This is a genomic window from Vibrio metschnikovii CIP 69.14 (genome assembly GCF_000176155.1).
Classification (GTDB): domain Bacteria; phylum Pseudomonadota; class Gammaproteobacteria; order Enterobacterales; family Vibrionaceae; genus Vibrio; species Vibrio metschnikovii.
The window spans coordinates 536,986-563,830 of record NZ_ACZO01000006.1 but is presented as its reverse complement, the minus strand read 5'-3'; the positions used below and the strand labels follow the sequence as shown (position 1 = coordinate 563,830).

Sequence of the window (26,845 nt, the reverse complement as noted above, 5' to 3'; positions counted from 1 at the left end):
AGAATGAGACGTTGTAAAAAGGCAGCATTGACAGTGCCTAAAACAAACCTCTCTCCTATCACGATCTCCTAACAGGGCGATTGCACTTTCGGGACATAACTACTGCTCTAGTTACCTAACGCCGAGCAGTCACCGACAGGATAATTTTATGGCTACGATTAAAGACGTTGCACGCCTAGCAGGCGTATCGACAACAACCGTATCTCATGTCATCAATAAAACACGTTTTGTGGCAGAAACCACTCAAGAAAAAGTCTTGGACGCGGTTAAACAGCTGAATTATGCACCAAGCGCCGTCGCGCGCAGCTTAAAATGTAACACCACGCGTACGATCGGTATGCTGGTGACTCAATCTACCAATCTATTCTTTTCTGAAGTGATCGATGGTGTTGAAAGCTATTGCTATCGCCAAGGCTATACACTGATCCTCTGCAATACTGGTGGTATCTACGAGAAACAACGTGACTATATTCGTATGCTTGCTGAAAAGCGGGTCGACGGTATGTTGGTCATGTGCTCCGATTTAACGGAAGAGTTACTTGAGATGTTAGAGAGTCATCCCTCGATCCCTAAAGTTATTATGGATTGGGGCCCGCAAACATCACAAGCCGATAAGATCATTGATAACTCTGAAGAAGGGGGTTATCTGGCAACGAAATATTTGATCGAAAATGGGCACACTGAAATTGCTTGTCTAAGTGGTCACTTTGTTAAAGCCGCCTGTCAAGAACGTATCGCAGGCTTTCGGCGTGCCATGGCAGAAGCAAACCTAACGGTAAAAGAAGATTGGATTTTAGAAGGCAATTTCGAATGCGATACTGCCGTTCTAGCGGCGGATAAAATCATTGCTATGGATACACGCCCGAGCGCGGTATTCTGCTTTAATGATACCATGGCATTAGGTCTGATCAGCCGTTTACAGCAACGTGGCATACGCGTACCAAACGATATGTCAGTCATTGGTTATGATAATATTGAGTTAGCCGAATATTTTTCTCCGCCACTGACCACGGTCCATCAACCTAAACGCCGTGTTGGGAAAAATGCGTTTGAAATATTGTTGGAGCGCATCAAAGATAAAGAACACGAAAGACGTATTTTTGAAATGCACCCTGAAATCGTGGAACGTGACTCAGTCAAAAAACTCACCGCTAAATAGATAACCACTTCATTGACCCATTGTTGAGCAAAAAAGACTTCAAACCCAATCGTAGCCTTAGCGCCACGATTGGGGGGTAATCTTTGCCTAATTCAAATCAAAATGAAACAAACATCATATAAACAATCACTGAGTGTGATATTTATTCAATGATTTGTTTATTTTATACATCCAAGTTATACTATTTTTTCAATAATGAAACGTGTCACGCACAGGGCAAACCATTTGAAAAGATGGGACGCAAAGCCTCCGGCCTAAACCATAGTGGTAGGTAGCGGGGTTGCCGATGACAAAATAGCCCAAACAAGCAGTCAACTCTCCCCTAATTATTATGCTTTTTGACGTTTTGCTATTTTCTCGGACCTGATTTTGCTGGCGAATTGCTTAATACACCGAGAATGACAGCATGGATAAACCGGTATTAAAAGATTCAATGCGGCTATTCGAACTGCTTGGCCAGGTCAAGTCGCGCTCAATGTTTGGTGGCTTCGGCATTTTTGTCGATGACACTATGTTCGCTTTAGTCGTCAACAATCAACTCCATCTTCGAGCTGACGATGAATCCGCTAAAGTTTTTACCGAAAGAGGCTATCTGCCCTACGTTTATAAAAAACGGGGCTTTCCTGTGGTAACTAAGTACTTTGCTTTACCTGATACCTGTTGGCTTGATCCAACGACCATTTTGCAGGAAGCAACCGTCGCCTTACGCCAAGCCAAATCGGAGCGAGAGCAGCAAGAGCAGACTAAACCCACTCGTCTTAAAGATCTGCCTAACCTACGTTTAGCAACCGAAAGAATGCTCAAAAAAGCAGGCATTCATTCCGTTGATCAGTTGCAACAAACGGGTGCTGTCGCCGCTTATCAGGCGATCAGACAAAGTCACTCATCTGATGTCAGTTTAGAGTTATTGTGGGCGTTAGAAGGGGCAATCGAAGGAAAACATTGGTCGGTTATCCCTCCAAGTCGTCGTGAAGAATTGAAAAAAAACCTGTTTTAATTTTGATATCTAGCCCGCTCACTGAGAGTCAGTAGCGGGTATATCTACCAATCATAACGCCTCCTGATCAGCATCATGATTCCTTGACCTTAATCATTTCGATATCGTTTGCACAATTGAAGCTGACAGCTCGCCAACCCTTTCCTCTAATCTCTATCAATATAAATCAACAACATGATTTGCTTAAGACAAGCATAGCTGCCCAACAATCGTACCATTCAATCGGTTGATACTGAGATTAAGTCACTGAATGAGATAAAGTCGTTGCTGTACTTTGCCGCTGGATAAATTGAATCGACAGCTGGTTAAACAACTCCGGTTGTTCGACATTACAAACATGACCACAATTTGGGAGTTCCAACAGTTCACTCTGTCGATGCGCGGCGACCATTTCGCGTACTGGGCGAATAAACATATAGTCGCGCTCCCCCATTAAATACAAGGTGGGAATAGGCAACTCTCGATCTTTGAAATAACGCATCAATGGATTGACTTCGGCAGTCAATGTAAACCAACGTTTAAACTCTTGCTGACACAATTTTTTAGCTTCTCGAACGAACAGATGACGAGACTCTTTCTGACTGCGTTGCGGCATGACAATATAAGCAAACAGTCGATATAACCACATGTAGGGAATGAGATGTTTACTGAGATGGCCTAACTTCACCAAAAGCTGAGAACGGATATTCAAACGAGTGACAGCGCCACCTAATACCATAGAGCGAACTCGCTGGGCGGACAATTCGGCAATATTACGTACGATAATGGTCCCCAGTGACATCCCGACAAAATGGGCTGAAGCTATTTTTAAGTGATCCAGCACCTTAAGTACATCAATGGTTACTGTCTTAAAGGTGTATCGATTAGCAATCAGATCTTTGATAAGACGATGAGATTTTCCATGGCCGCGTAAATCAATCAATAGCAGGTTAAAATGCTGCTTATACGCTTTGATCTGCTTAAACCAAATAGACGAGCTTCCACCCGCACCATGCACAAACACCACCCATTCTCGGCTGGTTGGATGTGGATAAACTTTATGAAACAGTAAAGATTGAGACATGGATACCACAGAAAATCAAAATCATTGATACTGAGAGATTAGCATATTTTAGTGTCAAAAATCGTTTTTGAGTTGTAAAAATCTATTGTTGTTAAACGGGCGATTGGTAAACCGACGGGGAAGCTCCCCATCGGTATAAAGGAAAGTGATTAGAAAAGAAAAGACGATGGTAGCCGATCAACAAGCATTGACGCTTCCCGTCTTCATAGACATTTAGTCAAAAATGGCTAAGCGGTACATTTTAAGGTATTCAAGAGCAGACTCACGCCAGCCAAAATCTCTGCTCATCGCTCGTATTTGAACGTTAAGCATCTCTTCAGGTTGCTGTAGATAAAACAGCAACGCCCTCTGCATCGTGATCAATAATGCCGCTGGTGACGGCTCTTGAAAACCAAACCCCGTCGCTTGCTGAGGGTATTTATCATAATCTTGTACGGTATCTTTTAAACCTCCAACCTCGCGTACGATAGGTAAAGTACCATAAGCCATACTGTAGATTTGGTTTAGTCCACAAGCTTCAAATTCTGAGGGCATGAGAAAAAAATCCGAGCCCGCTTCAACTAAATGAGCCAAACGATTGCTGTAAGTCTCAACAAACCCTAACTTATCAGGATAATGCGCAGCAATTTTATGTAATGCCGCCGCAATCTCCGGTTCACCGGTGCCGACGATCACCACTTGTACCTGATTACGCAAAAACGACTCAAGAATAGGCAATAAATAATGAAATCCTTTTTGATGAGTCAAACGGCATACCATGCCAAACATCGGTGTCGTCACTTGTGGTAAATTTAACTCTTGCTGCAAGGCAAGCTTGCTGGCTGATTTTCCTAGAGTGAGCGATTGTCGTTCCGCATGGTAAGTCTGAGGAATATAACGATCCGTCAAAGGGCTCCATTCAGAATAATCGCATCCATTGACAATCCCATGCAGATCTCGCGCACGGCGCACAAAATCATCCACCAATCCGTGAGAACCTAACGGCGTCAACAGTTCAGAAGCATAATTAGGACTCACCGCATTGATTTTATCGGCAAAAGCAATACCAGCTCGTAGCATGCTAACGTGATCATGTCCGTACTGTAGAAACTCCATCCCAGAGAGATTTAACTCAGGGATAACTTCCAATTGGTAATAGGAAAAAATACCTTTGAAAATGGCATTATGAATAGTCAGCACCGACTTAACGCCGAAAAAGTGTGGGTCTTCACGGTAGCGAGTTTTTAATAAAAAAGGCACTAAACCTGTATGCCAATCATTGGCATGGATGATGGTTGGCTTAATATTCAGCTTGGGCAAAATATCCAGACACGCCGCCGAGAAAAAACCAAAACGCTCACCGTTGTCCGTGTAAGCTTGATTGTGCTCCGCATACATTTCTGGTCGATCAAAGTAAACATCACAATCAATCAGATAAACCACAACACCGTCCAGTTCACCTTGCCTAACTTGATAGCGAGTATGAGGCCAATGGGTTAACTCGGTTTCGAGTATGATGGGTAAATCCATTTTATTTGGAATTGAACGATAAGCAGGTAGCACAATGGCTACCTGATGACCTAATTCCTGTAATGCTTTCGGTAAAGCTTTGGCAACGTCGGCTAAGCCTCCGCTCTTCACTAAGCCTTCTGCTTCTGATACAACAAACCAAATATTCATTTTTTCAAGATTAGAATCCAACTTTCGTTCCTTTTTCGATGACCACAATGCCTTCATCAGAGACATGGAAGCGCTGCCTATCTAATTGTAAATCTTCCCCAATCACCGTTCCTGGAGCAATTTCGACGTCCTTATCGATAATAGTGCGTTTAATCGTACAACCTGCGCCAATTTTGACATCACCGAGAATAATCGATTCACTGATCCATGAACCTGCACCGATATTGGTTCGAAAACCTAGCACGGATTTATAAATTTTTGCACCTTGGATATAACTTCCCGCTGAAATTAAACTATCGGTAATACAAACCTTTTTCTCTCCTTCATTGACAAAGGTCGCTGGTGGTAACGGTGGATAATGAGTATGTAAAGGCCAACTGCGATTATAAAGAGAAAATGGCGCATCTTTTTGCAATAAATCCATATGGACAGACCAATAAGATTCAATCGTGCCGACATCACGCCAGTAGGCTTCGCCCTTCTCACCTTTGATTTTATTGGTTGAGAAATCATAAACGAAGACTTCACCCTGCGGAAACATTTTAGGGATAATATCTTTACCAAAATCATGGCTAGACGCTGGATTTACCGCATCTTCACGTAATTCACGACATAACGTATTGGTATCAAAAATGTAGTTACCCATTGATACTAATGCCCACTCAGGCTCACCTGGTATCGATTTAGGGTGCTGAGGTTTTTCTTCAAAACCAATCATCTTACCCGTGACATCTACCTCTATCACCCCAAATTGTGACGCTTGGGCCAGAGGCATACGAATGGCAGAGACGGTCAGCTTAGCTTCCATACGGCGATGAAAGTCGAGCATCTGACGTATATCCATTTTATAGATGTGGTCAGAGCCAAAGATACAGACATCATCGGCTTCAGAAATTTCGATGAAACGTAAGTTCTGATAAATAGCATCGGCCGTTCCTTCGTACCAACGTTTACCATCACGCATCTGAGCAGGTATGGAATCAATAAAGCTGCCACGCAGGCTAGAGACGTTCCAGCCTCTTTTCATATGCAGATAAAGGGATTGCGATTTGAACTGTGTTAATACATACACTCGCATTAAATCTGCATTAATAAAATTGTTTAGGGCGAAATCTATCAAGCGATAACTACCACCAAATGGCACGGCAGGTTTAGTACGCGATTCAGTTAAAGGCTTCAATCTTGAGCCTTCACCACCAGCCAGAATCATTCCTAGTACACCGGTCATTGTTATTCTCCATTAAGTTTTATTGATTATCGTCATGTCAATACTATTGGGGGGATGACGATACTATCCTTAGTTTATTACGGCCTTTCGGCCAACCACGAAAAGTGCAATTGGTTGTGTATTACTTTATAGCGTTTGCATAAAAATACAAGTGGCAATTGTCTATTTTGAGCCAGTAAAACAGCCAATCTGTTGAACTCCTAATCTTGTTCACAATTAAGGCATCATAACGTTATGAAATTGCATTTTTATGTTTCATTTTTGGTAACGAAAAATAACGACTATTTATTGATGATGAGAAAAATAGGATGAAAATTGGGGAATAATTTTGCTTGAAAAAGCACACCGATTCTCCATTAAGAATGACTTACTAGGAAAACATTGAGGCAGCCAATGGCTGCCTCAATGTTGTTATCGATAAGAAAAATTTCTCTTATTTGGCTGACTTTCGTTTGTCCGTCACTTGCCAGTGACCATCGTCATAGATTGCCGTCCAACCGGAAGGTTTACCATTTACTTCCGTGCGTACGTAATGCTCTTTACTCTTACGACTAAACCGTACCACCGCAGCAAGCCCATCGGGATCATGAGTGGGAGCCGTCGCTAGATATTGGTATTTTTCAGGTAAACGTTGTTTAAAACGCTGTAACTCTTCAACAAGAGGCGCTCGTGTTTCACGAGATTTCGGAAAATTACTGGCGGCTAAGAATAGTCCAGAAGCACCGTCACGTAGCACAAAATAGGCATCTGAGTTTTCACACGGCAGTTCAGGGAAATGAACCGGATCTTCTTTAGGAGGAGCAACTTCGCCGTTTCTCAATATCTTTCGAGTGTTCTTACAGTTGTCATTGGTGCAGTCCATGTACTTACCAAAACGTCCAGTTTTTAACACCATATCTGATGAACATTTATCACACTCAACAACGGGACCGTCGTAACCTTTAACTTTGAACTCACCGGTTTCAACGACATAACCTTCACAGTTTGGGTTATTACCGCAAACATGTAGTTTGCGTTGACCGTCAATCAGATAAGCGTCCATCGCCGTTTCACAAATCGGACAACGTTTTTTCGCTCGTAACGCTGCCGTTTCGACATCTTCCTCAAGAACATTGATAATGCCATCTTCATCGCCCAAATTAATCGTTGTTTTACAACGTTCTTTCGGAGGCAATGCATAACCTGAACAACCGAGGAAGACCCCCGTTGAAGCCGTTCTGATCCCCATAGGACGAGAACAGGTTGGGCACATAATATTGGTCATGACAATATGATTAGGCTTCATACCACCGTGATCTTCGTCCTGCTCGGCTTGCTCTAAATCACCACTAAAATCAACGAAAAAGGCATCCAATACTTGTTTCCAATTCGCTTCACCCTCTGCAATTTGGTCAAGTTTTTCTTCCATCCGAGCGGTAAAATCATAGTTCATTAGATCGGTAAAACTACCATCGAGACGATCGGTCACGATTTCGCCCATTTTCTCTGCATAAAAACGGCGCTGATCAACTTTCACGTAGCCACGATCTTGAATGGTAGAAATGATCGACGCGTAGGTCGATGGACGCCCAATACCACGCTTTTCTAATTCTTTGACTAATGCGGCTTCCGTAAAACGTGCTGGCGGTTTGGTAAAATGCTGCTTAGGATCAAGTTTCTCAAGAGTAAGTACTTCACCGACTTGAACTGCGGGTAAAATTTGATCTTCATTTTTACCAAGTGGACGCTGTACGCGAGTCCAGCCATCGAACTTCAAAATCCGTCCTTTCGCTTTCAACGTATACTCATCTGCTTTAACACTGATGGTGGTTGAATCGTACTGGGCGGGTGTCATTTGACAAGCGACAAATTGATTCCAAATCAGAGCATAAATCTTATGTGCATCCGCTTCCATCCCTTGTAAATCATCGGCTTTAACATTAACGTCGGAAGGACGGATCGCTTCGTGCGCTTCTTGAGCCCCTTTCTTGCTGCCATAGACAATCGCTTGTTGTGGCAGATACTGTGGACCAAATTGCTGCTCGATAAACTGACGCGCTGATTCTACCGCCTCGCCACTTAAATTAGTCGAGTCAGTACGCATATAAGTAATGTAACCCGCCTCATACAAGCGTTGTGCCAACATCATGGTTTTCTTCACGCCATAGCCTAAACGTGTACTGGCGGCTTGCTGAAGCGTTGAGGTGATAAAAGGTGCACTAGGCTTACTGCTGGTGGGTTTATCTTCGCGTTTACAAACTTCAAAGCGCGCTTTTTGCAACACTGAAAGCGCAGCTTGTGTTTCAGCCTCATTGGTTGGCTTAAAAGCAGAGCCAGCTTGTTGAGCCACCATCAAACGAAAATCATCTTGCGTACTGGTTTTTGTGTCCGCATGAATATCCCAAAACTCTTCAGGAATAAACGCTTTGATCTCACGCTCACGTTCAACCAAGAGTTTTACGGCTACCGACTGTACACGACCAGCAGAAAGGCCACGAGCCACTTTTTTCCATAATAATGGCGAGACCATAAAGCCCACAACGCGATCCATAAAACGACGCGCTTGTTGAGCATTAACGCCATCCATGTTCAGCTCTCCCGGTTGCTCAAAGGCTTGCTGAATGGCATTTTTAGTAATTTCGTTAAACACTACCCGCTTATAGCGCTCTTCATCACCACCGATGATCTCACGTAGGTGCCAAGCAATAGCTTCTCCTTCGCGATCCAAATCGGTTGCGAGATAAACGCAATCGGCGTCTTTGGCTAATTTCTGTAGCTCAGCGACCACTTTTTCTTTGCCTGGGAGAATTTGATAGTTCGCTTCCCAACCTTGAAAAGGATTCACTCCCATTTTCTTAATCAGAGCGGTCCGTTCTTTTTCTTTTTTTAAACGCTCTTTTTCTTCCAAAGAAAGTGCTTTATTCGCTGCTGGTGTCGCTTTTTTAGCCGTGGTAGTAGTTTGACCTGCCGTGGGCAGATCGCGGACATGACCGACACTAGACTTAACAATAAAGTCTTTACCAAGGTATTTATTGATTGTTTTAGCCTTGGCTGGCGATTCCACTATAACGAGTGATTTACCCATAATTTGATTCAAATGCCCTTAATCACACTGCGAGTAATAAATCGCATGATGTTCTAAAAATATTGCTTCTTTTTTACTATCGAGCCAGTTAAGCAGAAGATCAACCTGTTTTTGAAAAAAAACGCTTGTTTGCTCGACAAATCGACGAAACCGCATTCGCAAGACAAAATTAGCCTCATAGTAAAGAGAGTCTGTTTTAGGCGCGACCATTAATCTAGAAAGTATGTGGTTAATCACAAAATCAGGCAAAATTGTCTTTTATCAATTTCCTGTTTATGATCATGGTTTTTACATGACACAATTCTACAATCACGTTATCAATTGCTAAAAAGTAGCTATCTACTGGGCAGCAGCATAGAGAAACGTAATACCGAGAGCAAGTAAATCAAAGAACAACCTAAAATAAAGAGAACAATATGCAGACCAAACAACTCATCAATGAATTCGATTTATTACTCATAGCCAATCAATTAATTCAAGAACACGACAACTATATAGAGGGAATGCGTACGACCAGCGTAGAGGAAAAAGACGGCGTATTGGTATTTAAAGGTGAGTATTTTCTTGACCCTCAAGGTCTACCTAGTGAGAAAACAACTGCTGTTTTTAATATGTTTAAATATTTAGCTCATCATCTTTCAAAACAATTTACCCTTAAAAAACAATAAAAGCCTCTATATTGAGGCTTTTTCCGTAGTGACGCTGAACATTTATTTTCCTAATTAACTCAGTGAGATAACTGGGCAAATTTCTCAAAATAATCAGGAAAAGTTTTTGATGTACACTTTGGATCATTAATCGTCACTGGTGTCTCACCAAGCGCGACTAAAGAAAAACACATCGCCATGCGATGATCGTCGTAGGTATCGATTGTCGCATGTTGTAAATGGCTTGGCGGAGTGATGATAATGTAGTCCTCACCTTCTTCGACCTGAGCACCGACTTTACGCAGTTCTGTTGCCATCGCGGTTAACCGATCGGTCTCTTTAACTCGCCAATTGTAAACATTACGAATCGCCGTTGACCCTTTAGCAAATAGAGCCGTCGTAGCAATTGTCATCGCAGCATCAGGAATAGCATTAAAGTCTAAATCGACCGCAGTTAACTCTCCACGACGAGCAATCACATAATCGTCTCCCCATTCAATTTGTGCGCCCATTTTCTCTAACGCATAAGCAAACTGGACATCGCCTTGAATACTATTTTTACCAATGCCTGTCACTTTAACTTGACCGCCTTTTATCGCGGCAGCAGCAAGAAAATAGGAAGCAGAAGAAGCGTCGCCTTCAACCAGAAAATCACCAGGAGAAACATACGATTGACCAGCAGGAATCACAAATTGCTGATAGTTGTGATTGATCACCTGAACACCAAATTGTTGCATCAGATGTAACGTAATATCGATATACGGTTTTGAAACTAACTCGCCTTCAATATCAATAGTCACGGTGCCTTCTGCTAATGGTGCCGACATTAAGAAGGCCGTTAAAAATTGGCTGGAAATAGAACCGTCAATCGAAACATGACTCGCCTTTAATCCGGTTCCTTGAATACGCAATGGAGGATAATGCTCATTTTCCAAATACTCGATATTTGCCCCCGCTTGACGCAAAGCCTCCACCAAATGGCCTATTGGTCGCTCTTTCATTCGTGGCTCACCCGTGAGAACAAACTCACCACGCCCCAAGCACAATGCTGCAGCCAATGGGCGCATTGCCGTCCCGGCATTACCGAGAAAGAGTTCTTGTAAACCATCGATTACAAAGGGTTGACCTAACCCCTCTACTTCACACTGTGTTTTATCCGCTGAAAGCTGATACTTAACACCCAATTGGCTCAATGCATTGAGCATATGGCGGATATCATCACTGTCGAGTAAATTGGTTAAGCGTGTCGTTCCGGTGGCTAATGCGGCTAACAGAAGCACTCGATTTGAAACGCTTTTTGAACCTGGCAAATTAACTTCACCATTAATATTTGCAATAGGCTGTAAGGTAAGACTTTCCATTAAACGTGTATTTCCTTGCACTGTCATCATAACCATTAATATTGAAGGCAGTAAAATTCTTGATACTGGCAGACTAACCAAAATCTTTTATCCTCGCTAGTCTTTATCCCTCGCTCAATACAAAAAATCTTGCTTATCTTTCTTTATCCACTCTTACACCATCTGAGAAATATAAGATTCTTACTAAATCGCCTCGGTTAAAGATCATTTGGTTATCGAGATCTTGAATCACATCAATCAATTGACCATCATTCGTTCTAATCAATAGCTCAACCAATTTATACTCAATAAGATGAGTTTTATTTCCATGATGATGAGCAACACCCGCACCGGCTGCTGCGCCAACCGCGGTGGCGACTTGTTTACCTCGCCCATCACCAAACTGATGACCGACAAGGCCTCCAACCACCGCGCCAAGCAATGTCTCCCAGCCCTTTGATTTTGAATGTATAATCTCTTGTTGGGTAATATAACGGACAGTTTCTACTTGCCCAAAGACGACATCATTAACTGGCCTCGCCTGATTTCGTTGATATGCGGCATTGGCAAACAGAGGAAAAATCAATAAGATCCATATCCACTTTGTCATTTTTTACTCCTATTAGGATAAGTTGGTTAAGTAATGGCACTCTATCTCACTGAATTAGCGAGTGATAATTTCGATTTCCCCTCGCCTTTGCTTGCCTCAGATGAGCCTAATGGCCTACTGGCTTTTGGTGGGGATTTGCATCCCGATCGGCTTATCTCAGCTTACCACAATGGTATCTTCCCATGGTATGGCCCTGGCGAACCCATTCTTTGGTGGAGTCCCTCCCCACGTGCCGTGTTTTTTCCTAAGACCTTTAAACCAGCAAAAAGTGTGCAAAAATTTCAACGTAAACACATTTATCGAGTCAGTTTAAATCATGATACGGCACGAGTGATTGAATTATGTGCAGCAGTACGTCCTACAGAGCAGACTTGGTTAAATGCGGATATGCGTTCATCTTATCAACAGCTAGCCAAACAAGGAGTTTGCCACTCCGTTGAAGTATGGCGTGATGATACCTTAGTGGGTGGGCTATACGGCATTCAAGTCGGGCAGCTCTTTTGTGGTGAATCGATGTTCAGTTTAGCCGATAACGCATCAAAAATCGGTTTTTGGTATTTCTGTGTCCATTTTGCACGCTGTGGTGGGCAATTGATCGATTGCCAAGTTATGAACCCACATCTTCGCTCATTAGGTGCGGTTGAATTACCACGTGACCAATTTTTAGATTCATTGCTATCCTTAAAGCAAGGTCAGGTAATAGATCACTGCTTCCAACCTCAATGGTTATCTCTTACCGTTAACGACTCATCGAAGGAGTCGCTATGAGTTCTGATTTACAGCAAATTCGCATTGGTTTAACCAGTAATCACCCTTGCAGTTATTTAGCCGATCGTATGGAGCGAGTCGCTGTTGCAATGGATCCAGAAATGCAGAGCCCAGAAAACTATGAGCTACTACTAGCCAATGGCTTTCGACGCAGTGGTGACATTATCTATAAACCTCATTGCGATCATTGCCAAGCTTGCCAAGCTCTACGAGTGTCAGTGAATGAATTCACCCCATCGAGAAGTCAAAAACGCCTGCTAAAACAAGTACAAGCTCGTTATCAATGGCAATTAAAACCAGAAATGGATGACGATTGGTTTTCGCTCTATTCTCGTTACATCGAAGCGCGTCATAACAGCGGTACTATGTACCCTCCTCGTCGTGATGAATTTGCTAAATTTGCCAATTCGGACTGGTTAGATACACAATACTTACATCTCTATTTGGATGATCAGTTAGTCGCTGTCGCTATCACCGATATTCTCCCGAGTAGTGCGAGTGCATTTTACACCTTCTTTGATCCCGACAGTTCCCTATCCTTAGGAACATTGGGCGTTCTTAGTCAACTTGAGCTTGCTAAAACCATGAACAAACAGTGGCTTTATTTGGGATATCAAATTGATGAATGCCCAGCGATGAACTACAAAGTACGCTTCAGAGCACATCAAAAGCTAGTCAAACAGCGTTGGCAAGGGTAGAATACGCCCCAAGTTTACATATTGATTTTTTAACGGCAAAATACGCCGTTGATTATTTTTCGCCAAATTTCTAAAGAGGATTAAATGGCTAAAGAAGACGTAATTGAGATGCAAGGCACTGTCCTTGATACTCTTCCAAATACAATGTTCCGTGTTGAGCTAGAAAATGGTCACACAGTGACGGCTCACATTTCTGGTAAAATGCGCAAAAACTATATCCGCATTCTTACTGGAGACAAAGTTACTGTCGAGATGACACCGTACGATCTCTCTAAAGGTCGCATCGTCTTCCGTGCTCGTTAATCACTGATTTTCGAATGCAACAAAAACGGAGCTTAATGCTCCGTTTTTGTTGCCTGAGAGTGAATCATGGATCGGGTGATACACGGATAACAAAAAGCGCACGATACTCTGTGCGCTTTTTTATTAACTTAATTTCATTCAATCATGAGTTTCATTGAGCAAAGGATTACGCTTAATGAGCGACCTTCTCACGAGAACTCATATACTGAAACGTTAATTGATCATCAGCTAAATCCACTTTGACCGTTCCACCTTCGACTAACGAACCAAACAGTAATTCATTAGCCAATGGTTTTTTCAACTGATCTTGAATCACTCGACCCATCGGGCGAGCCCCCATGTCACGATCATACCCTTTCACGGCTAACCAGTGGCGTGCATCTTCTGACACTTCAAGAGAAACACCACGAGCGTCAAGCTGCACTTGTAGTTCAACAATAAATTTATCAACGACTTGGTGAATCACTCGCTCATCAAGACTATTGAACCAGATTACATGATCCAAACGGTTACGAAACTCTGGCGTAAAGACCTTCTTGATCTCCGCCATCGCGTCATGGCTGTGATCCTGCTGAATCATACCAATCGATTTTTTAACCGTTTCCGCAACCCCAGCGTTGGTCGTCATGACTAAGATAACGTTACGAAAATCGGCTTTACGGCCATTGTTATCGGTTAGCGTCCCATTATCCATCACTTGGAGTAATAGGTTAAATACATCGGGATGCGCTTTTTCTATCTCATCCAATAACACGACAGCATGAGGATGTTTAATCACCGCATCGGTTAATAATCCGCCTTGGTCATAACCAACATAACCCGGAGGCGCACCAATTAAACGGCTCACCGAGTGACGCTCACCATATTCCGACATATCAAAGCGCAGTAACTCGATACCAAGCAACTTAGATAGCTGCACAGTGACTTCAGTTTTACCGACCCCTGTTGGCCCTGCAAATAAGAAGGAGCCGACAGGGCGGTTTTCCGCACCCAATCCTGCACGAGTGAGCTTAATCGACTCGCTCAACACTTCAATAGCTTTGTCTTGACCAAATACCAACATCTTCATCTTCTTATCCAGATTTTTCAAGATATCTTTATCTGAAGAAGAAACTGACTTTTCGGGTATTCGAGCCATTTTAGCAACCATGGCTTCAATTTCTGCCACACCGACCGTTTTTCTGCGTCGGTTTGCAGGCATCAAGCGAACTCTCGCTCCAGCTTCATCAATGACGTCAATCGCTTTATCTGGTAAGTGACGCTCGTTAATGTATTTAGCCGACAGCTCCACCGCCGCGCGTAAAGCTTTATTGGTATAACGAACATCGTGGTGAGCTTCATATTTTGGTTTTAAGCCCATCAAAATTTTTGTTGTGTCATCGATGGAAGGCTCGACAACATCAATTTTCTGGAAGCGGCGGGATAACGCACGCTCTTTTTCGAATATGGTGTTGTATTCCTGATAAGTCGTTGAGCCAATACAACGTAGCTTACCGCTACTAAGCAAAGGTTTGATTAAATTAGCCGCATCAACTTGTCCGCCAGAAGCCGCCCCAGCACCGATGATGGTATGAATTTCATCGATAAATAAGATCGCGTCTTTTTCTTTTTCTAACTGTTTTAGAATGGTTTTAAACCGTTTTTCAAAATCACCACGGTATTTGGTCCCGGCTAATAACGAACCAATATCTAAAGAGTAAATCACGCTATTTTGGATGACTTCAGGTACTTGACCTTCAACAATCCTCCACGCTAAACCTTCAGCAATCGCAGTTTTACCTACTCCGGCCTCACCCACTAATAAAGGGTTATTTTTGCGACGACGACATAATACTTGAATAGTGCGCTCAAGCTCTTTATCTCGGCCGATTAGAGGGTCAATTTGGCCTTGTTTGGCAAGCTGATTTAAGTTGCAAGCAAAGCTTTCTAAACGTTCATCAGAATTTGATTCTTCAGGGCTACTGCTACCAAAGGCATCCCCTGACGAATCTTCGGCACCAGATGTTTTCGTGATGCCATGAGAAATGTAGTTAACAATATCGAGACGGCTGATATCGTTCTTTTTCAATAGGTACGCCGCGTGAGATTCTTGCTCACTAAAAATGGCAACCAGTACGTTAGCACCAGTGACTTCACTGCGACCAGAAGATTGAACATGGAAAACAGCGCGCTGTAATACACGTTGAAAACTTAATGTAGGCTGAGTTTCGCGTGTTTCATCGTTATTAGGAATTAAGGGTGTAGTTTGATCAATAAACTGATCAAGCTCGCGACGTAAGTTATCGATATCGGCTTGACAAGCGACGAGTGCATCCTTCGCTGCATCATTTTCTAATAATGCAAGTAGGAGGTGCTCGACGGTCATAAATTCATGTCTTTTATCTCGCGCTCGAGCGAACGCGCCATTGAGACTCGATTCTAGTTCTTTGTTAAGCATAAGGCCTCCTTGAGGAACAACCAGATTGTTGTTGCAAGTCTAAGCTTGCTCCATGGTACACAAGAGGGGATGCTCATTTTCTCTTGAGTATGTCGCTACTTGTGCCACCTTCGTCTCTGCTACCTCTGCAGTATACGTGCCACAAATGGCTTTTCCTTCATAATGAACTCTCAACATGACTTGCGTCGCTCGTTCCATGTCCATTGAAAAGAATCGAGCCAGTATTTCGATGACAAAGTCCATCGGAGTATAATCATCGTTATTGAGTACCACATGATACATTGCCGGGGGTTTAACCGCGGTTTTCTCTTTCTCCAGTAAGTCAGAGCCTGGAGTGACCCATTCAAAATTTCTACTCATAACCGTCGTATTTAGGAGCGTTTCTCGTTGTATTACTCATTGTTACCCTTTTCATCAGCGCAGTAAATAAACTTTACTGGTGGCTTGCTCAGGTGAAAAACAACCCTTACTTAGAGACTAATCTAGCAATGGTATCGCTGCAAATAAAACCTCACTTTTCCGGTTATCCGCTAGGTTTAAATGTGTAAAATTCACCCATCATTATGCACCAGATATCACATTATGCATTGCTATTTGCAAATCAAATTGCATTTATCCACACGCTAAATTTCTCATTACATCATCTTACGTTAATAACCCCTTCAATCGATCAACTGAGATCTGGAGGGAAATCCTAAACAACGCATCTATCTCTTAGCGATTGAGGATCACATTATCAATGCGGCTGAGACACTATCAATACCACAACGCCAGCGTGTATTTGATAAATATGCGTTTAATAGCAGGCTAGTTAAGTGATTTACCTATAAAAGTGACGATTTTTATGTCTTTTTACTATTGACTGCGCTCAATCATTGGCTACATTGGTCAATTAGTGACTAAAAATTTGGCAGCGGCTAAATGGTTATTCACTTAACAACCGCTTCGCTAACGGAATAAAAAGCGAAGATTGATGCCTTGTTTATTGGAGATTGTCGATAAACAAGGTAAGCGTTAACAACATCAGTAATACAATGCATGAGGGATGTATAGCATGGCTACAGGTACAGTAAAATGGTTCAACAACGCTAAAGGATTTGGTTTTATTTGTCCGGAAGGCGGAAATGAAGACATTTTTGCTCATTATTCAACGATCAAAATGGATGGCTATCGCACATTAAAGGCGGGCCAACAGGTTGCTTATGAAGTGGAACAGGGCCCTAAAGGCTATCATGCGAGTAATGTGGTACCGATTGAAGGCCAACCAAGTAAATAATTCGCTGCCAACTTGTGTCTAAAACTAACCCGCCTTTCGGCGGGTTTTGTTGTTTAAGCGCGGTCAATAATCTTATTTAACGTCTGGCTAGGACGCATCAAAGTAGACGCCTTGGCAAACTCAGGGGCGTAATAGCCACCTAAATCACCCGGCACGCCCTGCGCCTGATTAAGTTCTTGAATAATCTGTTGCTCTTGCGCCTTCAATTGCTGAGCAACGGGAGCGAACTCCGTGGCTAAATCACTATCTTGCTTTTGCTCAGCGAGCGCTTCTGCCCAGTAAGTAGCAAGGTAATAATGGCTGCCACGGTTATCTAACTCCCCGACTTTACGTGACGGTGATTTGTTATTATCTAAAAACTTGCCTGTTGCTACATCCAAGGTATCAGCCAATACTTGGGCTTTCGGATTACCCGTGACCACACTCAGATGCTCCAGTGAGGCAGCAAGAGCAAGAAACTCACCCAAAGAATCCCAACGCAAGTGATTCTCTTTCTGCACTTGTTGTACGTGCTTCGGTGCTGAGCCACCCGCTCCGGTTTCAAATAGACCGCCACCATTCATCAGCGGAACGATGGACAGCATTTTCGCTGACGTTCCTAATTCAAGGATCGGAAATAAGTCAGTAAGATAATCACGCAGTACATTACCGGTTACTGAAATGGTGTCTTTGCCTTCTTTCATACGCGCTAAAGTGTAGAGAGTAGCTTGTACTGGCGACATGATTTTGATGTCTAGACCATTGGTATCGTGATCCGGCAAGTATTGCTTAACCTTTTTAATCAGCTCAAGATCATGAGCGCGAGATTCATCGAGCCAAAACACCGCTGGCACTCCCGTTGCGCGGGCACGATTAACGGCTAATTTAACCCAATCTTGAATGGGCGCATCTTTCACTTGGCACATACGGAAGATATCCCCCGCTTCGACAACCTGTTCAAGCAACACTTTACCTGATTGATCAATGACTTGCACAACGCCATCAGCATCAAGGATAAAGGTTTTGTCGTGTGAACCATATTCTTCGGCTTTTTGTGCCATTAAACCAACGTTAGGCACACTGCCCATGGTCGTTGGGTCAAAAGCACCATTATCACGACAAAAATCGATCACTGCTTGGTAAACCCCTGAATAGCAACGATCTGGAATTAAAGCTTTGGTATCTTTTTGTTTGCCATCCGGGCCCCACATTTGACCTGATGAGCGGATCATCGCTGGCATTGAAGCATCAACAATAATATCGCTTGGCACATGTAAATTGGTGATACCACGATCCGAATCAACCATCGCTAACGGAGGTTGAGTGGTGTATACCGCTTGAATGGCAGACTCGATTTCTTCACGCTGCGCTTGTGGTAAGGTCTGAATTTTAGCGTAAACATCGCCAAGACCATTATTAACATCAACACCTAGTTGATCAAATAACTCACCGTATTTAGCAAATACATCTTGGTAATAAACTTTAACCGCATAACCAAAAATCACCGGATCAGAGACTTTCATCATCGTGGCTTTGAGATGCAAAGAAAGCAAAATATCTTGCTGTTTAGCTTGGGCGATCTCTTTTTCGTAAAACGCCACTAAAGCCTTCTTATTCATCACGCTGGTGTCAATGATTTCTTTATCCAGCAAAGCAAATGGCTTTTTCAAAGTTTTACGAGTGCCATCATGAGCGACAAATTCAATAGAGACCTGAGTGTCACCGGCAACCGTTAACGATTTTTCACTGCCAAAGAAATCTTTATCATCCATGCTCGCTACGTGAGAACGAGAGTCTTTCGACCAAGCGCCCATTGAGTGCGGGTTTTTCTTGGCGTAATTTTTCACTGATGTTGGCGCACGACGATCCGAGTTACCTTCTCGTAGTACTGGGTTTACCGCACTGCCTTTAATTTTATCGTAAGTGGCTTTGATCGCTTCCTGCTCGTAAGTGCTCGGTTCTGCAGGATAATCGGGAAGATCATAACCTTTGTCTTGCAGCTCTTTTATCGCGGCTTTCAACTGAGGAATCGAAGCTGAGATATTTGGTAGTTTAATAATATTCGCCGCTGGGGTTTGTGCTAACTGGCCCAACTCAGATAAAGCATCGCTGACTCGTTGATTCTCTTTCAAGTGTTCAGGGAAGCTGGCAAGAATACGCCCGGCTAACGAAATATCTCTGGTCTCAACACTGATCCCTGATGATGCCGTAAATGATTGAATAATTGGCAGTAATGAATAAGTCGCTAACGCTGGCGCTTCATCAGTGATGGTATAGATGATGGTTGGTTTTTCTGTAGGCATGAACTTTCCCTTTGTTCTAACCGCACTATGGGATGAAATAGTACGATGTGAATGTCCGTGAACAAGCTAGTTTTACATCCTCAAAACTTGGCCACGTTTGTCTCACTATTATAAGGTTAACTCTCACGATGGATGTGCTGGTTGAGTCTCACGGTGAGAAATTCTCTATTGGCTATAATTAAACAAAAACAAGATAATAGTCTATCATTCCGTCGTTCAATCTTGTTTTCAGGCGCGCAAAGCATAGCCTATTTCTGCGTCAGATAAAACATTCAAACACAACTCATTTACATATTTGCAAGGTGCTTAACATGTCATCCCGCTCACGTCGTACGCTTTCCGGTTCCTCAACGACCAGCGCACCTGCGCAATTCAAACGCGCCGAACGCCCTAAACTCGCTGAAAGACCCAGCTTCAAACGAAAGAAAATCGCTTCCGGACCACGATCTCCTGACGAACGAAAAGTCATCGCCTTTAATAAACCTTACGATACCTTAAGCCAATTTACCGATGGCCAAGGCCGACAAACACTGGCTGATTTTATTACGATAAAAGACATTTATGCCGCCGGACGACTCGATCGTGATAGCGAAGGATTAATGATCTTAACTAATGATGGCGTATTACAAGCAAGATTGACTCAACCTAAAGCTAAAGCGCCAAAAACGTATTGGGTACAAGTTGAAGGGGAGCCTCAAGAAGCGGATTTAGAACAGTTGCGCCGTGGTGTCACTCTTAAAGATGGACCGACTTTACCGGCTAAGGTTGAGATTATCAAACCACCACAGGTATGGGAGCGTAATCCACCGGTGCGCTTTCGCGCGGCAATCCCCACCACGTGGTTAGCAATGACCATTATTGAGGGTCGTAATCGACAAGTACGACGCATGACCGCTTGCATTGGTTTTCCCACTCTACGTCTGATTCGTTATTCGATTGGTAACACAACCCTAGAAACGCTCCAACCCGGAGAATGGCGCGAAATCGATCTGTAAATGATTGTCTGACCATGCACTGATGAGAGGCATGGTCAGATTGTGATTACTGATGACGCTGCTTTAATTTATCAATCACATCACTCAGGGCTAAGCCTTGGTCTTGTAATAGCACTAATAGATGATAGATAAGATCCGCCGATTCACTGATCAGCTCCGCCTTATCACCCGTCGCCGCCGCAAGCGCGACTTCAACCCCTTCTTCACCGACTTTCTGCGCAATGCGCTTAGTGCCGCTCGCGTAAAGGCTAGCGGTGTAGGATGACTCAGGATCGGCAGATTGACGAGCCGCCAATAATTGCTCAAGTTGATGAAGCCAAACCATTTGTGATTCTTCTTGGCTATCACCGTCCCAGCAAGTCGTGGTGCCAGTATGACAAGTGGGACCAATCGGATTGACCTTGACTAACAGGGTGTCTTGATCGCAATCGAGGGCCAAATTTCTTAGCTGTAAAACATGGCCAGAGGTTTCCCCTTTGGTCCACAAGCGCTGTTTGGAGCGCGAATAAAAAGTCACCTGCTTAGTAGTCAGTGTCACCTCAAGCGCTTCTGGATTCATGTAACCCATCATCAATACTTGGCTAGAGTCAAAATCTTGCACAATCGCAGGGATAAGACCATCGACTTTTTGCCAATCAATGCGCTCAACCAGTGGCCGCTCAGTTTGTTTCGTTTGGCTCATCGTCTTACCTCTATCTGTTGTTGATGTAAATATTGCTTCAACTCACCAATATTAATGATTTGTTTATGGAATACCGATGCCGCGAGCGCGCCATCAACGTTGGCAACTTGGAACGCATCGGCAAAATGCGCCATAGTCCCCGCGCCACCTGATGCAATCAGCGGCACTTGGCACACCGCACGGATCATTTTCAGCTGCTGTAAATCATAACCATTACGCACCCCATCTTGATTCATCATATTGAGTACGATTTCCCCCGCGCCGCGTTGTTGGACTTCTTGCACCCAATCTTGCGTTTGCCACTGCGTGGCTTTGGTGCGCGCTTCATCACCGGTAAATTGATAGACCTGATATTGCCCCGTTGCCTGATCAAAATAAGAATCTATCCCGACCACAATACACTGCACACCAAATTTGTCCGCTAATTGAGTGATCAAGTTAGGATCCGCTAACGCCGGTGAGTTAATAGAAACTTTGTCAGCACCAAACTCTAAGATCCGCGCCGCGTCTTGCGCCGTTTTAATGCCGCCAGCGACGCAAAAAGGAATATCAATGACCTCAGCAACTTTGGCAACCCAGCCTTTATCCACCACCCGTCCATCACTGGAGGCGGTGATATCATAAAAAACTAACTCATCGGCACCTTCTTGTGCATAACGCTGAGCGAGTGGCACGATATCACCGATAATCTCATGATTACGAAACTGGACACCTTTCACGACTTGCCCATCACGCACATCTAAACAAGGAATTATTCGCTTTGCCAACATGAAAATGCCTCCTGAGCGGTAAATTTGCCATCCAATAATGCTCGACCGACAATCACACCCGCCACACCACTGCCTTTAAGTGCAGCAATATCAGCAAGGGTGCCAATCCCCCCAGAAGATTGAAACTGGACCTGAGGGTAACGCTGACATAAATCGATATACAACTCGACATTGGAGCCATTTAAGGTCCCATCACGGGCAATATCGGTACACAATACATGCTGCAAGCCGACAGTGAGATAATCGTCTAGTAGTGCTTCAATGGTTACCCCTGAATCTTCTTGCCAGCCAGACACCGCCACTCGGCGCACGCCCTCTTGATCAATATTGATGTCTAGGGCGAGGACGATTTTCTCAGCGCCATATTTTTCCATCCACTGCTTGACCAACTGCGGCTGCTTAACCGCTGTCGAGCCGATAACCACACGCTGAGCTCCAGCCGCCAGTAAATCGATAACATCTTGCTCACTGCGTACACCTCCGCCAATTTGGATATTGGCCGGCGTACTGGCTAATAGTTGACTAATGAGCTCAAGCTGCCGTGCTGAGGTATCTTTTGCACCGGTTAAATCCACTAAGTGCAGCCAGTTGGCCCCAGCTTGGTGATATAAATTAAATTGCTCAACGGGGTCCACTTTGTATTCAGTCACTTGGCCGTAATCACCTTGGTAGAGGCGTACCACCTGACCATCAATTAAATCTAATGCGGGAATAATCATCACTTATCCTTAATGCTGGCTGAGTCCATCGACTAAGCCGCGATCCTTAACCATTCAAACTTACAGTTTCAAAAAATTATCAATCAGTTTTGCGCCCACTTTTGACGAGCGTTCAGGGTGAAACTGCACACCGTAATAATTGCCCTGTTGGATAGCGGCGCTAAACGGCTGTCCGTAATCACATTCAGCAATGGTGTAATCAGCGACTGGAATGGCAAAGCTGTGGACAAAATAGAAATACTCATTGGCATCAATACCCGCAAATAACGGATTACCTTGCTGAGCGGTCACCGTATTCCAGCCCATATGGGGAAGTGGTAAATCTTTAGTTTGCATACGCTGCACATCGCCGTTCACTAAACCAAGACAATCTACCGCCTGCTGCGCTTGTTGGCCATGCTCTTGTGAGCGTCTGCCCATCAATTGCATCCCTAAACAAATCCCGAGTACCGGTTGCTCAAGGCGCTGAATCAATTCGACTAATTGTCTCTGTTTGAGGTTATGCATCGCTTCACTCGCGGTACCTACGCCAGGTAGAAACAGCTTATCCGCGGCGAGGATCTCCTCTGGCTGGCGAGACAAAGTGACATCGTAACCGAGTCGTTGAATTGCAAAGCGTACTGAAGCGATATTGGCACATCCCGTATCAATAATGACCACCTTGGGTTTCATCACAGCACTCCTTTGCTACTCGGTAATTCATTACCTTGTACTTGAATCGCCTGGCGCAGAGTGCGGCCAAAGGCTTTAAACAAGCTTTCAATAATATGATGATCGTTGTCACCGGTTGAGGATAAATGCAAAGTACAGGCTAAGGTATCAGTGAGAGAGCGGAAAAAGTGGTAGACCATTTCCGTCGACAAATCCCCGACTTGTTCACGGCTAAATTGCGCGTCAAATTTAAGGTAAGGACGACCCGATAAATCTAAAGCGCACTGTGCTAAGCATTCATCCATCGGTAAGCTAAAACCAAAACGGCCAATACCTCGCTTATCACCTAAGGCTTCTCTTAACGCTTGGCCTAATGCCAAAGCGGTATCTTCTACCGTGTGGTGATCGTCAATATGCAAATCGCCCTTAACGGTTAATTTAAGTTGAAACCCACCGTGGGTAGCAATTTGATCCAGCATGTGATCAAAAAAACCTAAACCAGTTTCAATCTGATTACCGCCTGTTTCATCGAGATTAACCGCGACTTGAATGTCGGTTTCTTTGGTTTTTCGTACCACCTGAGCGGTGCGTGCTTTGACCGTTAACTGCTTGACTATCTGCCGCCAATTGCAATTTTGTGGATGATATTGAATCCCTTGCAGCGCCATATTTTCTGCCAATTGCAGATCGGTCACTCGATCGCCAATCACCGCTGAATGTTTAAAATCGATCTGGCCACTTTGCAAATAAGACTTCACCAAACCCAATTTAGGTTTACGACAGGCACAATTATCCTGTTCAAAGTGAGGGCAAATTAGCACCTCATCAAATTTCACGCCTTGTGATTGAAAAATCTCCATCATCATCGTATGCGGCGCATCAAAGTCTGCTTGCGGATAACTGTCGGTGCCAAGACCATCTTGATTGGTGACCATGACCAAACGATAACCCGCCTCTTGGAGGGCCAACAGGCTGGGGATCACATCAGGCTCAAACTTAACCTTATCTAAACGATCCACTTGAAAATCGACCGGAGGCTCGACAATTAAGGTGCCATCGCGGTCAATAAAGAGAATTTTTTGTTGTATGCTCACAGGAATATCCTTTTCTTATTCTGCACTCAAGGTTATTGCGCCTTGATGCCCGTTAATGTCATTTATTGGTAATAATTGCGCACAAAGGCGACGACTTTTTCACACTCTTCTCGATTGCCGACAGAAATTCGTACTGCATTGTCGATTGGCGAGTTACGTAAAATAATCCCATGCTCCCAAGCGGCTTTAAATAGCGCATCGCCATCGGGAAACTTAACCAATAAGTAATTACCCCAGCCTTCAAAGACCTCGACACCGGGCACCATTTGCAAACCGACTTGTAAATAGGCGCGGTTCGCATTGAGATCCAATACCTGAAATTTAGTACGCGCTAAACCTGATGGCGATAAAGCTTGCAGGGCAATATCCGCTACTGGTACCGGAACCGGATAAGGAGCAATCACTTTAAGTAACAGATTAATGATCGCTGGACTCGCCAAAGTAAAACCACAGCGTAGGCCCGCCAATGCAAATGCTTTCGACAAGGTACGTAAAATGGCCAGATTAGGATATGTTTGCAGTAAATCGACCGTTGACGCTTCGGGACAAAAATCGATATAGGCTTCGTCCATCACCACAATGGCCCGATCTTGAGTCATTTCTAATAGCGCGATGATATCTTCACGACGAATAAGGTTGCCAGTCGGGTTATTCGGGCTGCACACAAAGACTAATTTCACCTGCTCAAGGTTGGCCTCAATCGCGGTTAAATCGAGTTGCCAGTCTGCGCTAAGCGGAACCTGTTTACGCTCCACCCCAAAGGTTTCAGCGCTGATCGCATACATGCCATAAGTCGGGGGACAATAAAGAATCGCATCTTGATTCGGCTCACAAAAGGTGCGGATCAATAGCTCAATACTCTCATCAGCACCGCGTGAAGTGAGTACTTGATCAGGCTTAACTCCCGCGTAGTCAGCATAAGCTTGGATCAGTGCTTGTGGCTGACAATCGCTATATCGGTTAAGACGAGCAAAGTCGGTTTTATAGTGATTATCGAACGGAGATTCGTTGGCATTCAGCCACACATCGCCACTGCCGCCAATCCGACGAGCCGATAAATAAGGCGTTAAAGCCTGAATTTGTTTGCGTGCCAATTTTTCCATCAATTTTTCGCCTCTTGTAATTTCTCTATACGGATCGTGACCGCACGTCGGTGAGCATCTAATCCTTCCGCGTTAGCCATGGCAACCACTGTCGGTGCTAATGCCTTTAAGCCATCCGCTGTCAGCTCTTGAACTGTCATACGCTTAGTAAAATCTGCCAAACCTAAACTGGAATAGGTCCGTGTATGACCATAAGTTGGCAGCACATGATTGGTGCCTGAAGCGTAATCCCCGACCGATTCTGGTGACCAATTGCCTAAAAATATCGACCCTGCGTTATCGAGCAGTGGCACGAGCTCACGAGGATTTTTGGTCTGAACAATCAAATGTTCTGGACCGTAATAGTTAGAGATCGCCACCGCTTGGGTCAGCGAATCGGCAATAATGATTAAACTGGAAGCCAACGCTTGCTGAGCAATGTCTGCCCGAGTTAACGTTTTAAGCTGACGCTGCACAGCATCAGTCACACGATCGGCAATCATTGGCGATGGCGTCACTAACACCACTTGTGAGTCAGGTCCATGCTCGGCCTGACTGAGTAAATCAGCAGCAATAAATTCAGCGTCCGCCGTCTCATCAGCGATCACTAACACTTCTGACGGACCAGCAGGCATATCCATCGCTGCGCCCTGAAAGTCATGACTCACTTGCCGCTTAGCTTCGGTCACATAAGCATTACCAGGACCAAAGATTTTATCGACTTTAGCTACGGTTTCCGTGCCATACGCCATCGCCGCAATCGCTTGAGCACCGCCGACGTTATACACCTCATCGATATTGCATAATTTGGCGACATAGAGGATCTCATCGGCAATCGGTGGTGGTGAACAAAGCACCACTTTTCGACAGCCTGCAATTTGTGCCGGAACGCCAAGCATTAGTACCGTTGAAGGTAACGGCGCACTGCCACCGGGAATATATAAACCAACCTTATTAATAGCACGAGTCACTTGCTCACAAACGACACCGGGCATGGTTTCTACTCTCAGAGGCTGCGATTTTTGCGCTTTATGAAATTTGGCAATATTACTGTATGCCTGCTGCAAAGCTTGCTTCATCTCGGCTGATAAACGCTCACTGGCGGCGTCAATCTCAGCTTGCGAAACACGCAAAGTGTCGGGTTTCACTCGATCAAATTTTTCCGTCAGGGTCAGCAACGCCTTATCCCCTTCACGGCGAACTTGGCTGATCAAATCTTGTACCGTGGCGGTAATATTGGCTCCTGCACTTATCGCTGGGCGCTCTAAAACCGATTCTTGCTGAGTTTCACTCAGTGATGGCCAAACAACCGTTCTCATTT

24 protein-coding genes and 1 riboswitch are annotated in these 26,845 nt (G+C 44.2%); of the genes, 8 read left to right on the top strand and 16 right to left on the bottom strand.

What is annotated here, in order from left to right:
• Positions 1-148: 148 nt before the first annotated feature.
• A complete protein-coding gene (purR, locus tag VIB_RS06070; RefSeq protein WP_004395091.1) occupies positions 149-1,159 on the top strand; it encodes an HTH-type transcriptional repressor PurR in 1,011 nt (336 codons plus the stop codon).
• Positions 1,160-1,364: 205 nt separating this feature from the next.
• Positions 1,365-1,447, top strand: a riboswitch (cyclic di-GMP riboswitch).
• A 118-nt stretch (positions 1,448-1,565) separates the two neighbouring features.
• Positions 1,566-2,156: a TfoX/Sxy family DNA transformation protein gene (locus VIB_RS06065; RefSeq protein ID WP_040904243.1), complete on the top strand. Its 591-nt coding sequence runs from the start codon at positions 1,566-1,568 to the stop codon at positions 2,154-2,156.
• A gap of 238 nt (positions 2,157-2,394) precedes the next feature.
• Here VIB_RS06065 and VIB_RS06060 read toward each other — a convergent pair whose 3' ends face one another.
• The 4 genes from VIB_RS06060 to topA all read right to left on the bottom strand — a co-directional run bounded on the left by VIB_RS06060 (position 2,395) and on the right by topA (position 9,170).
• Entirely contained in the window at positions 2,395-3,219 is an 825-nt protein-coding gene (locus VIB_RS06060; protein ID WP_004395089.1) for an alpha/beta fold hydrolase, read from the bottom strand.
• 213 nt (positions 3,220-3,432) lie between these two features.
• Positions 3,433-4,935 carry a glycogen synthase GlgA gene (gene glgA, locus VIB_RS06055; RefSeq protein WP_050782733.1) on the bottom strand — a complete coding sequence of 501 codons (1,503 nt, stop codon included), beginning with the start codon at positions 4,933-4,935 and terminating at the stop codon, positions 3,433-3,435.
• A complete protein-coding gene (gene glgC / locus VIB_RS06050) occupies positions 4,889-6,106 on the bottom strand; it encodes a glucose-1-phosphate adenylyltransferase (protein ID WP_004395086.1) in 1,218 nt (405 codons plus the stop codon). The genes glgA and glgC overlap by 47 nt, the downstream gene beginning before the upstream one ends.
• A gap of 433 nt (positions 6,107-6,539) precedes the next feature.
• On the bottom strand, positions 6,540-9,170 hold the full coding sequence (topA, locus tag VIB_RS06045; protein WP_004395085.1) for a type I DNA topoisomerase: 2,631 nt from the start codon (positions 9,168-9,170) through the stop codon (positions 6,540-6,542).
• A gap of 416 nt (positions 9,171-9,586) precedes the next feature.
• Here topA and VIB_RS06040 point away from each other — a divergent pair, with 416 nt between their 5' ends.
• Positions 9,587-9,838, top strand: a complete 252-nt coding sequence (locus VIB_RS06040; protein ID WP_040904241.1) for a YciN family protein — start codon at positions 9,587-9,589, stop codon at positions 9,836-9,838.
• Between the two features lie 59 nt (positions 9,839-9,897).
• On the opposite strand, the gene aroA is transcribed toward VIB_RS06040, so the two are convergent.
• Entirely contained in the window at positions 9,898-11,178 is a 1,281-nt protein-coding gene (gene aroA / locus VIB_RS06035; protein WP_040904239.1) for a 3-phosphoshikimate 1-carboxyvinyltransferase, read from the bottom strand.
• Between the two features lie 133 nt (positions 11,179-11,311).
• A complete protein-coding gene (locus tag VIB_RS06030) occupies positions 11,312-11,767 on the bottom strand; it encodes an outer membrane lipoprotein (protein ID WP_040904237.1) in 456 nt (151 codons plus the stop codon).
• A gap of 33 nt (positions 11,768-11,800) precedes the next feature.
• On the opposite strand from VIB_RS06030, the gene aat reads away from it, so the two are divergent.
• The 3 genes from aat to infA all read left to right on the top strand — a co-directional run bounded on the left by aat (position 11,801) and on the right by infA (position 13,536).
• Complete coding sequence (gene aat, locus VIB_RS06025) at positions 11,801-12,535, top strand: leucyl/phenylalanyl-tRNA--protein transferase (protein WP_004395081.1); 735 nt, start codon at positions 11,801-11,803, stop codon at positions 12,533-12,535.
• Entirely contained in the window at positions 12,532-13,233 is a 702-nt protein-coding gene (locus tag VIB_RS06020; protein ID WP_004395080.1) for an arginyltransferase, read from the top strand. The genes aat and VIB_RS06020 overlap by 4 nt, the downstream gene beginning before the upstream one ends.
• Positions 13,234-13,317: 84 nt before the next feature.
• A complete protein-coding gene (gene infA / locus VIB_RS06015; RefSeq protein WP_004395079.1) occupies positions 13,318-13,536 on the top strand; it encodes a translation initiation factor IF-1 in 219 nt (72 codons plus the stop codon).
• Positions 13,537-13,708: 172 nt separating this feature from the next.
• On the opposite strand, the gene clpA is transcribed toward infA, so the two are convergent.
• Positions 13,709-15,973 carry an ATP-dependent Clp protease ATP-binding subunit ClpA gene (clpA, locus tag VIB_RS06010; protein ID WP_040904235.1) on the bottom strand — a complete coding sequence of 755 codons (2,265 nt, stop codon included), beginning with the start codon at positions 15,971-15,973 and terminating at the stop codon, positions 13,709-13,711.
• Between the two features lie 39 nt (positions 15,974-16,012).
• Positions 16,013-16,333 carry an ATP-dependent Clp protease adapter ClpS gene (gene clpS / locus VIB_RS06005; protein ID WP_040904233.1) on the bottom strand — a complete coding sequence of 107 codons (321 nt, stop codon included), beginning with the start codon at positions 16,331-16,333 and terminating at the stop codon, positions 16,013-16,015.
• Positions 16,334-17,027: 694 nt separating this feature from the next.
• Here clpS and cspD point away from each other — a divergent pair.
• Positions 17,028-17,249: a cold shock domain-containing protein CspD gene (gene cspD, locus VIB_RS06000; protein WP_004395077.1), complete on the top strand. Its 222-nt coding sequence runs from the start codon at positions 17,028-17,030 to the stop codon at positions 17,247-17,249.
• 53 nt (positions 17,250-17,302) lie between these two features.
• On the opposite strand, the gene VIB_RS05995 is transcribed toward cspD, so the two are convergent.
• The gene (locus tag VIB_RS05995) at positions 17,303-19,531 is read right to left on the bottom strand and encodes an NADP-dependent isocitrate dehydrogenase (RefSeq protein WP_004395076.1); all 2,229 of its coding nucleotides are present in this window, start codon (positions 19,529-19,531) and stop codon (positions 17,303-17,305) included.
• 311 nt (positions 19,532-19,842) lie between these two features.
• Here VIB_RS05995 and VIB_RS05990 point away from each other — a divergent pair, with 311 nt between their 5' ends.
• Positions 19,843-20,526, top strand: a complete 684-nt coding sequence (locus VIB_RS05990) for a pseudouridine synthase (protein WP_004395075.1) — start codon at positions 19,843-19,845, stop codon at positions 20,524-20,526.
• Positions 20,527-20,572: 46 nt separating this feature from the next.
• On the opposite strand, the gene hisIE is transcribed toward VIB_RS05990, so the two are convergent.
• From hisIE to hisD, 7 genes are all read right to left on the bottom strand, one after another.
• Complete coding sequence (hisIE, locus tag VIB_RS05985; RefSeq protein ID WP_004395074.1) at positions 20,573-21,208, bottom strand: bifunctional phosphoribosyl-AMP cyclohydrolase/phosphoribosyl-ATP diphosphatase HisIE; 636 nt, start codon at positions 21,206-21,208, stop codon at positions 20,573-20,575.
• A complete protein-coding gene (gene hisF / locus VIB_RS05980) occupies positions 21,205-21,978 on the bottom strand; it encodes an imidazole glycerol phosphate synthase subunit HisF (protein ID WP_004395073.1) in 774 nt (257 codons plus the stop codon). Before hisF ends, hisIE begins: the two co-directional genes overlap by 4 nt.
• The gene (gene hisA, locus VIB_RS05975) at positions 21,960-22,697 is read right to left on the bottom strand and encodes a 1-(5-phosphoribosyl)-5-[(5-phosphoribosylamino)methylideneamino]imidazole-4-carboxamide isomerase (RefSeq protein WP_004395072.1); all 738 of its coding nucleotides are present in this window, start codon (positions 22,695-22,697) and stop codon (positions 21,960-21,962) included. The genes hisF and hisA overlap by 19 nt, the downstream gene beginning before the upstream one ends.
• Positions 22,698-22,757: 60 nt before the next feature.
• Positions 22,758-23,369 (bottom strand): imidazole glycerol phosphate synthase subunit HisH, encoded by a 612-nt coding sequence (gene hisH, locus VIB_RS05970; RefSeq protein WP_004395071.1) that lies wholly within the window; start codon positions 23,367-23,369, stop codon positions 22,758-22,760.
• Entirely contained in the window at positions 23,369-24,442 is a 1,074-nt protein-coding gene (hisB, locus tag VIB_RS05965) for a bifunctional histidinol-phosphatase/imidazoleglycerol-phosphate dehydratase HisB (protein ID WP_004395070.1), read from the bottom strand. Before hisB ends, hisH begins: the two co-directional genes overlap by 1 nt.
• Before the next feature lie 62 nt (positions 24,443-24,504).
• Positions 24,505-25,545 carry a histidinol-phosphate transaminase gene (gene hisC / locus VIB_RS05960; RefSeq protein ID WP_004395069.1) on the bottom strand — a complete coding sequence of 347 codons (1,041 nt, stop codon included), beginning with the start codon at positions 25,543-25,545 and terminating at the stop codon, positions 24,505-24,507.
• A complete protein-coding gene (gene hisD / locus VIB_RS05955; RefSeq protein ID WP_004395068.1) occupies positions 25,545-26,843 on the bottom strand; it encodes a histidinol dehydrogenase in 1,299 nt (432 codons plus the stop codon). The genes hisC and hisD overlap by 1 nt, the downstream gene beginning before the upstream one ends.
• Positions 26,844-26,845 lie beyond the last annotated feature (2 nt).